We start from the raw sequence: 11303 nt of genomic DNA, 5'->3' as shown, positions 1-11303 counted from the left end.
TCAGCCCTTCTGCGGGGCGGACGTCGCGGGCGCCATCGTGGGATTGACGGTCATGCCGGGCCGAACCCTCTGTTGACCCTGGATGATGACCTTCTCGCCCGCCTTCAACCCTTCGACCGCCTGCAGGCCGTCGCGGGCCACGCCGGTCTTCACCCGGCGCTGCTCGGCCTGGTTCTTGTCGTTGACGACGAAGAGGTAGGCACCGGCCTGGTCGATCGCGATCGCCCCCTGCGGCACGGCAACCACGGACGGCGGGCTTGAATTCTCGATCACCACACGAAGGGTCTGGCCGTCGGTCAGCACGCGATCCTTGTTCGGGAAGACCGCGCGCACGAGCTGACCGTCGGTCTTGGCATCTACCGTGACGTCGATGAAGTTGATCTTGCCCTTTTCCTTGTAGAGGGTGCCGTCCGCCAGCCGCAGCTGCACCAGCAGCGGCGCGTTCGGGTCGGTGGCGCCCTCCTTGCGGGCCTCCATCAGCTCACGCTGCGTGACCGGAAACAGGACATACATTGGATTTTCGCTGACGACGGTTGCCAGCACTCCCGAGTCGGGCCCTACGATGTTGCCGGGCGAAACGGTTGCCCGCCCGATCCGGCCGGTGATCGGCGACTTGATCTCGGTATAAGACAGCTGGATCTCGGCTTCGCGAAGTGCGGCCTCTGCGCTTTCGACCTGCGCCTTGGCCTGGAGCTGCTCGCTGAGGCGCTGGTCGTAAGTCGCTTGCGTGCCGGTATTGGTGCGCAGCAGGTCGGCGGCACGCTTCAGCGCAATGTTGGCGTTCTCGAGCGCGGCCTTGGCCGCATCGCGCGCCGCAGCTTTCTGCTCAACGGTCGCCTGATAGGGCTCCGGCTCGATGGTGAACAGGAGCTGGCCTTCCTTCACCTCGTCCCCGTCAGTGAATTTGCGCGGACCGAGAAAGCCCTTCACGCGCCCCTGCAGCTCGACCTTGTCGACAGCGGCCGCGCGGCCGATGAATTCCGACAGCGCGGACAGCGACTTCAGCTCGGCGGGCTGGACGAGAACGGCAGGCGGCGGCAAGCCTTGCTGGGCTGACGCTGCGCCACTAAATCCCGCGCAAGCGAGCGCAATCGTCGCCAAAAGCCGTATGCTGCTCATCGTCGCTCCCGTCTGCCCCGGCTTTCCCGTCTCATCAACAGAGTGCCCTATTTTGCCAAAATCGTCACGTTGCATCGCAGCAGAGGCTGCAATGACCATGAAGCAATGGATGGCAATTCTTTTGGCGTTCGCGCTGGGCTGTGGCGCGGGTCACGCAAGCGCCCAGACGGCACCCGGGGTGCAGGAAACATCTTATGCCAACGCGCTGGCGCTCAAGGATCCGGTCAAGCGCGCGGAAGCGCTCGAGGTCTTCATCGCCTGGTATCCCGGCAGCCCGCTCAGGATCGAGGCCTTCGAGCAGGCAATGGCAGCGTGGCAGAGCGCCAACAATCCCGAGAAGTCCGATGCCATAAGCACACGGCTGTTGCAGATCAATCCCGACAACGTGCGCGCGCTTGCCAACCGGGCCTATGTCGGACGGGCGCGCGCCATCGCAGGCGATGCCGCCGCGCTGGCGCCTGCCGCGGCCGCTGCCGAGCGTGGGTTGGCGGCCTTGCCGAAATGGCCGCGGCCGTCCTCGCTCACCGATGCCGACTTCCTGCGCCAGAAGCTGCAGATCGTCGCGGTGTTCGACGGCACTCTGGGCTTCGCCGCGCTGCAGGCCAAGCAGTACGACAAGGCGCGCGAGCGCTTCCTCAAGGCAATCGCAATCGACCCCGACAATCTCGCCGACGTCTATCAGCTTTCGGTGACGATGCTCGAGCCCCAGCCCACCGATGCGCTGGGCTTCTGGTATGCCGCGCGCGCCATTGCCATCGCCCGTGCGGCGCGCAATGAAACCGCGGCCGGCAATATCGACAAGTACGCACGGGCCCACTACGTCCGTTACCACGGCAGCGAGGAAGGCTGGGACGGCGTCCTGACCAAGGCGGCTTCCGGGGCAAAGCAACCGCCGGATTTCTTCGCCAAGTCGATCTCGCGCCTGATGACGCCGGCGGAGGCGGCGGTGCAGGCAGTGGCCGACACCGATCCCGGCACGATGAGCTTTACCGAATGGGCGTCCGTCCTGGCCTATCGCGAGGAATCGGAGGCCAACAGGACCGCCGCAGAGCGGGTGTGGAAAGCGGTTGTCGACAAGCAGAAGGGCGGCACGCGGCTCAAGATCCCGATCAAGATCATCGTGGTGACGCCCGACCGCATCGACGGCGCGATCTCGGAACGCAACCAGGCGAGCAAGACCGTCGACATCGTGGTGTCGATGGCGCGTCCGCTCACGCCCTTGCTGCCGGTCGGGGCGCCGATCTGGGTCGTGGGTACGCTGAGCGAGTACCAGACGAAGCCGTTCTCCTTCCGCATGAGCAAGGCTGAACTGGCCGACGAGTCGCTGCCGATCGCGGGGGGCGTCTGCGCCGATCCGCGGCCGGAGATGTGCACGCGCGAGTATCGCCCGACCTGCGGCGTGCGCCGCGACGGCACGCGCCTGAACTACGGAAATGCCTGCAGCGCCTGCTCCGACTCCGACGTCGTCAGCCAGGGGCCCGGGCCCTGCCCGTGAACGGTCACAGGCTCGGGAACACGCGGGGCCAGGGCATCGGCGGCGGCGAGATCGGGAGCGGTGGCATCTCGTCGGCGGCCTGACACTCTTCTGCCGGCGGCTGCGGTGACGGCGGGAGCGGCGCTTCCCGCGGCGGGCGAGACGGCAAGCGGATCTCTTCGGCGTTCATGACCACGTCCTCCTCCGAGCAACATGGAAACTTCCGCGGAGACGGGGGTGCGGCCTCGGACGTCAAGAGGGAGGGCCTCGACTCGCTGCGCTTAGGGCACATGTGAATGTGCCGCCTCGGGACGAGGGGGGTGATTGACGCTTTAGCAACTACTAAAATATTGAAGCGGCCATGTCGCTCACCCTCCATTTCCATCCGCTCTCCTCCTATTGCCAGAAGGTCCTGATCGCGCTGTACGAGAACGGCACGCCGTTCGAGAAGCAGGTCGTGAACCTTGGCGATCCTGACTCGGCGGCGGCTTTCCGCAAGCGTTGGCCGGTCGGCAAGATGCCGGGACTGCACGATTCGACGGGCGATCGCGCGATCGCCGAATCGAGCATCATCATCGAGTACCTGGAGCAACACTACCCCGGGGGCACGACGCTCATTCCCGCCGAGCCCGCGGCAGCCCTGCGCGTGCGGCTCGCCGATCGCTTCTACGATCTCTACGTCCACGATCCGATGCAGCGCATCGTCGGTGACAAGCTCCGGCCGGAGGACAAAAGGGATCCGTATGGCGTCGAAATGGCCAAGGCCATGCTGCGAACCTCCTACGGCATCGTCGACGGCGAGATGGCGATGCACGCGCGGACATGGGCGATCGGCGAGACCTTCACGCTCGCCGATTGCGCCGCGGCGCCGCCGCTGTTCTTCGCCAACAAGCTCGTGCCCTTTGCCGAGCACAAGCACCTCGCGGCCTATTTCGATCGGTTGAGCCGGCGGCCCTCGGTTGCGCGCGCCTTCAGCGAGGCCGAGCCCTTCCTGAAGTTCTTTCCGGGGTGACGCCGCTCGATCTCACCTTCCAGGCGCTGGCCGATCCGACGCGGCGCATCATGGTCGAGCGCCTGGCGCGGTCGCAAAAGGTCGGGCGGGTCAGGACCTGCCGGATAGAGCCGACCGCGTTGCAAGGCGCCAAGCGCTGGATCGTCGAGCGCCGTGCTGCCTGGGAGCACTGTCTCGACCGGCTCGGCTCGGCACTCGAGAAGGGTACCCTGCAAGCGTCTCCTGTTCTTCCGGACCGCGAGCTTCCAGCTCGCTCATGAGCATGAGCGAGCTGGAAGCTCGCGGTCCGGAAGAGCATGACGGGAGCGTGCGCTCTAGAACATCGTGTTCTCGTTGGCGGACTTCTCGGGCACGGGCTGGATGACATCCCAGTGCTCGACGATCTTGCCGTTCTCGACCCGGAAGATGTCGACGATGGCGGTGCCGCGCTGTCCGGGTTCGCGCACGGCGTGGACGTGCAGCACCACGAGATCGCCCTCGGCGATCACCCGCTTGATCTCGCTCCTGGAGTTCGGAAACTTCTCCTTCAGGAGCGCCACCAGCGCCTTCAGGCCGTCCGGGCCATTCGGCACATTGGGATTGTGCTGGATGTAGCGCGGCCCGAAATGCTGTGCCGCCGCCTCGAAGTCCTTCTGGTTGAGCGCCTTCTCGTAGAAATCGACCACGATCTTCTTGTTGGCCTCGATGTCGGCGGCAAGCGCCGGCATCGCGATGGCCACAGCCAGCACCGCGAGAAGGACCCGGAGCATCAATGGGCCATCAGGAGCGGCACGCGGCAGGACGAGATCACCTTGCCGGTGGCGCCGCCGAGACCGAGGAAGCTCAGCACCTGGCCGCGGCCGTAGGCGCCCATCACCAGCAGGTCGGCCCCCTTGCCGTGACTGTAGTCGAGCAGCGCGCGACCGCGGGCGCGGCCCGATACGGCGCCGGGATCGATCGCGTCGATGGTGGCATTGATGCCGTCGCGCGCGAGATTGCGGGCCAGATAGGAGGCGCCGACGTCGTCGGGCTTGGAGCCGACGACCAGCAGGGTCACCTTGCTTGCCTTCTCGAGGAAGGGCAGGGAATATTCGAGGGCGCGGGCGGCCTGGAAGCTACCGTTCCACGCTACCACGATGGAGTCGAACATGCCGGTGCTGGCGACCGGCGGCGCGATCATCACGGCGCGGGCGCATTCGTAGAGCGCGGCTTCGACGGTCGCCGGCGCCACGTTCTCGGGGTCTGCGCCGGGCCGGCCGAGCACCAGGATGTCCGAGCAGCGGCCCATCGCCACCATGGCGTCGAGCGTCGCGGTCTTGGCGGCGGTGTAGGTCGAGCCCTTGACGAGGGCCAGCACCTCCTTGTAGGCGCGCTCGCTCTCGGCGGCGCGCGCCTCGAGCCGTTCGTCATCCAGGTTCATGATCAGCGGCATCGCCTCGCCGCTCATCGCCAGGCCGCCGACCATGCCGCCGGCCGGTCCAACCGGGAGATGCAGGGCGTCCACGGCGCTCCCGAATTCCGCTGCTACGCGAGCTGCCAACCGGAACGACATCGCGGCATCGGGACCGCCCTCGGACACGGCCAGGATCGACTTCATCATCTTTTAATTCTCCCCCGAAAACACTTATGCGAACCCGCGGCACTCTAGCTCTAATCGGTGACCGCGCCCACACCTTCGCTCTTGCGGATCCAGTGTACGACCGGCAGGGCGAGCAGCACCATCCAGCTCTTGCCGACGATCTGTCCGGTGAGGAATTCGAGGCTGCCGAAAGCCAGATAGAGGAACAGCACGCTGTCGACGACCAGGCCGACGATGCTGCTGGCGAACACGGCGAGCACCATCCCGCGCGCCTGCAGAGGTGTGTAGACCAGGAAGTCCGCCAGTTCCGACAGGAAGAAAGCACTCGCGGACGCCACCACGAGCGCGTGCGGTGCGACCGCTCCCGAGAGGACCGCGCCGGCCACGATCGACAGCAGCGCCACGGTGCGTCCAAGCCGGCGCTGCACCAGATCGCGCAGCACCAGGGCGAGGCCGGCCATTGCCACGCCCGACGGCGCCATCAACGGTCGACCTTCCGCGCTCCATGGAAAGACCGGCAGCAGGCATGGACCGGACGGCACGCAGGTCGTGCCGATATGCCCGATCATCCAGTTTGCCGCTGGGATGCAGGCGATGAAGGCGATGAAGTAGGCAAGACCCTCCGCCTTGCGGGCGCCGAGCGATATCTTGGGACGGGGTTTCATGGCGGGCCCTCCTAACAGGTCCCTCACTGGCCGGGAACCCGCCTGACCTGGCGGCGTTAAGCGGGCGATTTCATCAGAGGTGTTGCCAATGACGTCACTCGCTCGCCGCGCTTTCGTGCTGGGTTTCGCTGCCGCCATGCCTGTGCTCGGCGTGCGTCCCGCCTTCGCGGTGGATGCGCTGCCCGACGCCCGGTTCGTGGGCTATGCCCAGCAGATCAACGACTTCGAGATCGCTGCCGGCCGGATGGCGCTCACCAAGTCGGCCAACGAAAATGTGCGCGCCTTCGCGTCGCGTGCGGTGGCCCTGCACGCCGACGCCTCCCAGCGCCTCGCCAAGGCACGCTCCGAGGCCGGCGTCTCCTACGCGCCCGATCCATCCAGCCCGCCCAATACCCAGGCGATCCTGCAGCGGCTGAACGGTCTCGACGGTGAACAGTTCGACACGGCCTATGCCAACGCCCAGCTCGGAATCTGCACCGATGCCGAGGCGCAGTACGGCGCCTATTCCCAAAACGGCCGTAACGGCGCGTTGCGCCGCTACGCCCAGGCCGAGTTGCCGAACATGCAAGGCCAGCTCGAGTTTGCGCGCCGGCTGGCCGGCGGGCGCTGAATTTGCTGGGAGCGCGGCTCTCCAGAGCCGCTCTTTCTTAAGTCCGCCTTATCCCATGAGCGGCTCTGGAGAGCCGCGCTCCCAGCGAAGACTCAATCAGCCGGCGCTTTTCCAGATCTCGAAGCCGCGCTTGCGAAGGGCACAGGCGGGACATTCGCCGCAGCCGTGTCCCCAAGCATGCAGCGGCCCGCGCTCGGCCTGATAGCAGGTATGGGTGTGCTGCAGCAGGATATCGACCAGCGCGGCGCCACCGAGCTCGTCGGCCAGTGCCCAGGTCTCCGCCTTGTCGAGCCACATCAGCGGCGTCTGCAGCACGAAGCTGCGATCCATGCCGAGGTTGAGCGTTACCTGCAGCGACTTGATCGTGTTGTCGCGGCAATCGGGATAGCCGGAGAAATCGGTCTCGCACATGCCGCCGACGAGCTGGCGGATCCCGCGCCGCCATGCGACCGCCGCGGCGAAGGTGAAGAACAGCAGATTGCGTCCCGGCACAAAGCTGTTGGGCAGGCCATCCTGCTCGATCTCGAAGGCGGTCTCACGCGTGAGCGACGTGTCGCTGATCTGGCCGAGCACCCCCATGTCGATGAAATGGTCGTCGCCCAATTTCGCCGCCCACTGAGGAAATCTCCGGCGGATTTCGGTTAACACCACAAGCCGTTGATCCAGCTCGATCCTGTGCCGCTGCCGGTAGTCGAACGCGATCGTCTCGACATGCTCAAATCGATGCAGCGCCCATGCGAGGCAGGTGGTAGAGTCCTGGCCGCCAGAGAAGAGTACAAGTGCCGAACGCGTATCGATCATCGGTATCTTATGGCGTGCAACTAAATGCCGCGCCACAGCGTTGGAACTTTCGCAAGTACTGCCATCGGAAAGGGGGAACTCATGTTCGTTTCCGATATTCTATCACAGAAGGGCGGTCTCGTTTTCACGGTTACCATGGCGACGACCGTCGCGCAGATCGCGCAGCAACTCGGCACCCGGCGTATCGGATCGGTCCTGGTCATGACCGATACCGATACGGTGGCGGGCATCGTTTCGGAGAGGGACCTCGTGAGCGCGATGTCCACCCATGGTGCCGCGGCGCTCGAGCTCGAGGCGAGCCAGGTCATGACGCGCGATGTCGTTACCTGCCATCCCGACGATTCCATCGAGCACGTCATGGAAGTGATGACCACCGGACGCTTCCGTCATGTGCCTGTGGTGCATCGCGGCGAGCTTCTCGGGCTCGTTTCGATCGGCGACGTGGTCAAGGCCCGGCTGGAAGAGGCCCGGCACGAGACCGAGGCGCTGAGGGCCTACATCGTCGCGGGTTGATCGCATCGGCCGTCGTCCTTACGATCCGGCGATGCGTTCAATCGTCGCCGTCGTTGTTCTGTTCGCCCTGCCTGCCGGCGGGTGCACGTGGCGTCCTGTCTATGAAAATCCGCCGCTTCAGGGGAAGATCGAGCGGCTGTGGAGGGAGCGTGACGACTGTCTGCTGGCCAATGCGCCGCAGGTCGACGACCGTAGCTCCGATCCCCGAAAGGTCGCGCGCGTCGTTGCCCAGGCATGCGTGACCCAGACAGTGAGGCTCATGGATATGACGATCCCCGAGCCCGACCAGAAGGCGCGCGATGCCTTCCAGGCGGAAGCCGAGCGCCGTGCTGCGGATATCGTGGTGACCTTCCGCCGGGTGGATGCCGCGGCCGCGCAGCGCAGTCAGCAGCGCGTCAACGACGGGGCGCCTGCGCCATTGCATTAGCGGAACGACTGGGCGCCTGCCGAGTTAGACAGGCATGAACGCCCTGTCTGCCGCTTGGCTCCTCCTCAAGGATACCGTGACGGGGTTCATTGACGACGAGGCGCTGAGCCGCGGCGCCGCGATCTCCTACTATACCCTCTTCTCCATCGCCCCAGTGCTCCTGGTCGTAGTCGCCATCGCCGGCCTCGTCTTCGGCCGTGATGCCGCCCAAGGTGCGATCGTCGAGCAGTTGAGCGTGATGATGGGCCGTCAGACGGCCGTGGCCGTGCAAGGCATGATTGAAAGCGCCGGCAAGCCGCGCGAGGGGACCTTGGCCACCGTCATCGGCATCGTGGTCCTGATCTTTGCCACCTCGGGCGTATTTGGCGAGGTCCAGTCGGCGATGAATGCCATCTGGAAGACCAAGGCGCCGCCACACTCCACCCTGACGCGGCTGATGCGGGCACGCCTGGCCAGCCTGGGGCTGGTCGTCACCTGCGGCTTCCTGCTCACCGTGTCGCTCGCCACGAGTGCTGCGCTCGCGGCCCTTTCGACCTACCTGACGTACGTCTTCCCCAACGTGCAGGTGGTGGTCAACGTCGTCGACGTTGTGATGTCGGCCGTCCTGATCGGCGGGATGTTTGCCGCCATGTTCAAGGTGCTGCCCGATACCGACATCGCCTGGCGCGACGTGGCGATCGGCGCACTCGCTTCCACCGTCCTGTTCGAGGGCGGCAAATATGCGATCGCCTTCTACATAGGCCAGACCAATGTCGCCTCGTCCTACGGGGCCGCCGGCGCGCTGATCGTCCTGCTGGTCTGGATCTACTACTCCTCGCAGATCTTCCTGCTCGGCGCCGAATTCTCTCGCGCTTACGCCAAGCGCTACGGGAGTCATGCCAATCCGTGACGGTGTGCTACGTTCCGCCCTTTCTTCCCATTCTTATGGGGAGGAAGGTCGGAACGGAGAGAGTATGTCGGCACCATTGCAAGGACGGATCGCGCTGGTTACGGGCGCGGGCAAGAATATCGGTCGCGCGATAGCGCTTACCTTGGCACGCGATGGCGCCACGGTACTGGTCAACGGACGGAGCGACCAGACGGCTGTCGAGTCGGTAGTGCAGGAGATCGTCGCTGCCGGTGGCAAGGCCCAGGCTGCGATGGGCGATGTCTCGGACCCCACCGTTCCTCTCAGGCTTGCCAGGCAGGCCGAGGCTCTGGGGGGCGTCGACATCCTGGTGAGCAACGCGGGCCTGCGCCGCCAGACCGCCTTCCTCGACATGTCGTTCGAGGAGTGGCGCGAGATCCTGTCGGTGGCGCTCGACGGTGCCTTCCTGCTGGGCAAAGCCTTCGTGCCGCAGATGGTGGCCAAGGGCCAAGGCGGCGCTTTCGTCGCCATGTCAGGGATCTCGACCCACATCGGCACACCCAACCGCTGCCACGTGTCGGCGTCGAAGTCCGGGCTCGAGGGGTTGATGCGGGCGCTGGCGATCGAGCTGGCGCCGCACCGCATCACCTGCAACGCGCTCTCGCCCGGCGCGATCGACACTACGCGCGCGGCCTCGGCCGGGCCCGCGCCGCCCAGCCGCGTCAATCGGCCGATCCCGCTCAAGCGCTTCGGCACGGTCGACGAGATCGCTGCCATGGTCCGCCTGCTGGTCGGCCCGGAGGGCAGCTTCATCACCGGCCAGACCATCCACGTGAATGGCGGTGAGTTCCTGACGTGAGGAACCTGATCACCGATGTGCCGGGCGTGAAGGTCGGCAACGCGCACGACGCGCGGGCCGCGACCGGCGTCACGGTAGCGGTGTTCGACAGGGCCAGCGAGGCGAGTGTCGCCACACTGGGCGGCGCGCCGGGCGACCGCGCGGTGACCCTGCTGGAACCAGAGATGCTCGACGGCGGGATCGATGCGGTGGTTCTCTCGGGCGGCTCGCTCTACGGTCTCGATGCGGCTGGTGGCGTATCGGCGGTGCTGTGCGCTCAGGGGAAGGGCGTCGCCTTCGGCGGTGTGGCCCTGCCGGTGGCCGTGCAGGCGATCCTGTTCGACCTGATGAATGGCGGCGAGAAGGACTGGCTGACGAAGCCGGTCGAGCATCGGCCGCCCTACTGGGATCTCGGCCGCGACGCGGCGTTGGCGGCTGGTCAGGACTTCGCGCTGGGTACGGTCGGCGCCGGCTTCGGCGCGACCACCGCCAACCTCAAAGGCGGGTTGGGCTCCACCAGCATGCGCACGAAAAGCGGCTTCGTCGTCGGCGCCCTGGCGGCGGTGAATGCCGTCGGGATGGCGACCGTCGGCGACAGCAGGCATTTCTGGGCCGGACCCTACGAGCAGGACGACGAATTCGGCGGCCACGGCTTTCCCGCGAAGCTTTCGCCCGAGGCGCTGGCCCTCCGCTTCAAGCGGCAGCCGGCACCGGCGACCGCCACGACCATCGCCATGGTCGCGACCGACGCGACCCTGACCAAGGCCGAGTGCAAGCGGCTCGCGATCATGGCCAACGACGGCCTGGCGCGCGCCTTGCGCCCGGTCCATGCGCCGAATGACGGCGACACCGTCTTTGCCGTCTCGACCGCCCATGCCGGACCGGGGGGCGAGCCGGCGCTCCTCACCGAGCTGGGTGCCGCGGCGGCGGATTGCCTCGCCCGCGCGGTGGCGCGCGGCGTCTACGAGGCGACGGCGCTTCCGTATGCGACAGCGCTGCCGGGTTATCGGCGGCGATTCGGCAAATAGGAGAGGGCAGCGATGCTCGGTTATGTTGTCGTGTTCGTGGGCGCCGGCACGGGCGGCATGCTTCGCCACTTCATGAACCTGTGGATCGCCCGGTTCGCCGGCACGCATTTCCCCTACCACACGCTGGCCATCAACATCACCGGCTCCATGGTGATGGGCATGGTTACGGCATGGTTCGCCATGAAAAGCGGGGCGACGGGCCATTTGCGGCTCTTCCTCGCGACAGGGGTACTCGGCGGCTACACGACCTTCTCCGCCTTTTCCCTCGATGCGGTTCTGCTCTGGGAACGGCACGAGTACCAGTTGGCGACGCTCTACGTCGGCGGTTCGGTCGTGGGTTCGCTGCTCGGCCTGGCGGTCGGCCTCTGGATCGTGAGGACCGCATTGGCGTGACCCGCCAGGCTTTCGATG

15 protein-coding genes are annotated in these 11303 nt (G+C 66.2%); 10 read left to right on the top strand and 5 right to left on the bottom strand.

Annotation, left to right across the window (positions count from 1 at the left end; all coding sequences use genetic code 11):
* Entirely contained in the window at nt 1-1119 is a 1119-nt protein-coding gene (locus ACQY8M_RS02300) for an efflux RND transporter periplasmic adaptor subunit (protein ID WP_428668868.1), read from the bottom strand.
* 109 nt (nt 1120-1228) lie between these two features.
* On the opposite strand from ACQY8M_RS02300, the gene ACQY8M_RS02295 reads away from it, so the two are divergent.
* The 3 genes from ACQY8M_RS02295 to ACQY8M_RS02285 all read left to right on the top strand — a co-directional run bounded on the left by ACQY8M_RS02295 (nt 1229) and on the right by ACQY8M_RS02285 (nt 3865).
* A complete protein-coding gene (locus ACQY8M_RS02295) occupies nt 1229-2614 on the top strand; it encodes a tetratricopeptide repeat protein (RefSeq protein ID WP_428668867.1) in 1386 nt (461 codons plus the stop codon).
* A gap of 340 nt (nt 2615-2954) precedes the next feature.
* On the top strand, nt 2955-3605 hold the full coding sequence (locus ACQY8M_RS02290) for a glutathione S-transferase family protein (protein WP_428668866.1): 651 nt from the start codon (nt 2955-2957) through the stop codon (nt 3603-3605).
* Nucleotides 3602-3865, top strand: coding sequence for a hypothetical protein (locus ACQY8M_RS02285; protein WP_428668865.1), 264 nt, complete (start codon nt 3602-3604; stop codon nt 3863-3865). Before ACQY8M_RS02290 ends, ACQY8M_RS02285 begins: the two co-directional genes overlap by 4 nt.
* Nucleotides 3866-3919: 54 nt before the next feature.
* On the opposite strand, the gene ACQY8M_RS02280 is transcribed toward ACQY8M_RS02285, so the two are convergent.
* Genes ACQY8M_RS02280 through ACQY8M_RS02270 form a run of 3 tightly spaced genes read right to left on the bottom strand, consistent with a single transcriptional unit; the run spans nt 3920 to nt 5828 of the window.
* Nucleotides 3920-4354: a nuclear transport factor 2 family protein gene (locus ACQY8M_RS02280; RefSeq protein ID WP_428668864.1), complete on the bottom strand. Its 435-nt coding sequence runs from the start codon at nt 4352-4354 to the stop codon at nt 3920-3922.
* On the bottom strand, nt 4354-5184 hold the full coding sequence (locus ACQY8M_RS02275) for a universal stress protein (protein WP_428668863.1): 831 nt from the start codon (nt 5182-5184) through the stop codon (nt 4354-4356). The genes ACQY8M_RS02280 and ACQY8M_RS02275 overlap by 1 nt, the downstream gene beginning before the upstream one ends.
* Nucleotides 5185-5234: 50 nt before the next feature.
* On the bottom strand, nt 5235-5828 hold the full coding sequence (locus tag ACQY8M_RS02270) for a VUT family protein (RefSeq protein ID WP_428668862.1): 594 nt from the start codon (nt 5826-5828) through the stop codon (nt 5235-5237).
* Nucleotides 5829-5916: 88 nt separating this feature from the next.
* On the opposite strand from ACQY8M_RS02270, the gene ACQY8M_RS02265 reads away from it, so the two are divergent.
* Nucleotides 5917-6438 (top strand): DUF4142 domain-containing protein, encoded by a 522-nt coding sequence (locus ACQY8M_RS02265; RefSeq protein WP_428668861.1) that lies wholly within the window; start codon nt 5917-5919, stop codon nt 6436-6438.
* A 96-nt stretch (nt 6439-6534) separates the two neighbouring features.
* On the opposite strand, the gene queC is transcribed toward ACQY8M_RS02265, so the two are convergent.
* The gene (gene queC / locus ACQY8M_RS02260; RefSeq protein ID WP_428668860.1) at nt 6535-7239 is read right to left on the bottom strand and encodes a 7-cyano-7-deazaguanine synthase QueC; all 705 of its coding nucleotides are present in this window, start codon (nt 7237-7239) and stop codon (nt 6535-6537) included.
* An 81-nt stretch (nt 7240-7320) separates the two neighbouring features.
* Here queC and ACQY8M_RS02255 point away from each other — a divergent pair, with 81 nt between their 5' ends.
* The 6 genes from ACQY8M_RS02255 (at nt 7321) to crcB (ending at nt 11285) form a co-directional block, all read left to right on the top strand.
* Nucleotides 7321-7752 carry a CBS domain-containing protein gene (locus ACQY8M_RS02255; RefSeq protein WP_428668859.1) on the top strand — a complete coding sequence of 144 codons (432 nt, stop codon included), beginning with the start codon at nt 7321-7323 and terminating at the stop codon, nt 7750-7752.
* 31 nt (nt 7753-7783) lie between these two features.
* A complete protein-coding gene (locus tag ACQY8M_RS02250; RefSeq protein WP_428668858.1) occupies nt 7784-8179 on the top strand; it encodes a hypothetical protein in 396 nt (131 codons plus the stop codon).
* A 76-nt stretch (nt 8180-8255) separates the two neighbouring features.
* Nucleotides 8256-9068, top strand: a complete 813-nt coding sequence (locus ACQY8M_RS02245; RefSeq protein WP_428668857.1) for a YihY/virulence factor BrkB family protein — start codon at nt 8256-8258, stop codon at nt 9066-9068.
* A gap of 64 nt (nt 9069-9132) precedes the next feature.
* Nucleotides 9133-9885 (top strand): SDR family NAD(P)-dependent oxidoreductase, encoded by a 753-nt coding sequence (locus tag ACQY8M_RS02240; protein WP_428668856.1) that lies wholly within the window; start codon nt 9133-9135, stop codon nt 9883-9885.
* Nucleotides 9882-10892 (top strand): P1 family peptidase, encoded by a 1011-nt coding sequence (locus ACQY8M_RS02235; protein ID WP_428668855.1) that lies wholly within the window; start codon nt 9882-9884, stop codon nt 10890-10892. The genes ACQY8M_RS02240 and ACQY8M_RS02235 overlap by 4 nt, the downstream gene beginning before the upstream one ends.
* Before the next feature lie 12 nt (nt 10893-10904).
* A complete protein-coding gene (gene crcB / locus ACQY8M_RS02230) occupies nt 10905-11285 on the top strand; it encodes a fluoride efflux transporter CrcB (protein WP_428668854.1) in 381 nt (126 codons plus the stop codon).
* The last annotated feature ends 18 nt before the right edge of the window (nt 11286-11303 follow it).

Origin of the sequence: Reyranella sp., from assembly GCF_965279465.1 — a bacterium.
Classification (GTDB): domain Bacteria; phylum Pseudomonadota; class Alphaproteobacteria; order Reyranellales; family Reyranellaceae; genus Reyranella.
This window is presented reverse-complemented; position numbering and strand designations above follow the sequence as displayed.

Bases quoted from the DNA above. Each gene is read 5' to 3' on its own strand.
- ACQY8M_RS02300 (WP_428668868.1), bottom strand. From the start codon at position 1,119: ATGAGCAGCATACGGCTTTTGGCGACGATTGCGCTCGCTTGCGCGGGA.
- ACQY8M_RS02295 (WP_428668867.1), top strand. From the start codon at position 1,229: ATGGCAATTCTTTTGGCGTTCGCGCTGGGCTGTGGCGCGGGTCACGCA.
- ACQY8M_RS02290 (WP_428668866.1), top strand. From the start codon at position 2,955: ATGTCGCTCACCCTCCATTTCCATCCGCTCTCCTCCTATTGCCAGAAG.
- ACQY8M_RS02280 (WP_428668864.1), bottom strand. From the start codon at position 4,354: ATGCTCCGGGTCCTTCTCGCGGTGCTGGCTGTGGCCATCGCGATGCCG.
- ACQY8M_RS02275 (WP_428668863.1), bottom strand. From the start codon at position 5,184: ATGATGAAGTCGATCCTGGCCGTGTCCGAGGGCGGTCCCGATGCCGCG.
- ACQY8M_RS02270 (WP_428668862.1), bottom strand. From the start codon at position 5,828: ATGAAACCCCGTCCCAAGATATCGCTCGGCGCCCGCAAGGCGGAGGGT.
- ACQY8M_RS02265 (WP_428668861.1), top strand. From the start codon at position 5,917: ATGACGTCACTCGCTCGCCGCGCTTTCGTGCTGGGTTTCGCTGCCGCC.
- queC (WP_428668860.1), bottom strand. From the start codon at position 7,239: ATGATCGATACGCGTTCGGCACTTGTACTCTTCTCTGGCGGCCAGGAC.
- ACQY8M_RS02255 (WP_428668859.1), top strand. From the start codon at position 7,321: ATGTTCGTTTCCGATATTCTATCACAGAAGGGCGGTCTCGTTTTCACG.
- ACQY8M_RS02250 (WP_428668858.1), top strand. From the start codon at position 7,784: ATGCGTTCAATCGTCGCCGTCGTTGTTCTGTTCGCCCTGCCTGCCGGC.
- ACQY8M_RS02240 (WP_428668856.1), top strand. From the start codon at position 9,133: ATGTCGGCACCATTGCAAGGACGGATCGCGCTGGTTACGGGCGCGGGC.
- crcB (WP_428668854.1), top strand. From the start codon at position 10,905: ATGCTCGGTTATGTTGTCGTGTTCGTGGGCGCCGGCACGGGCGGCATG.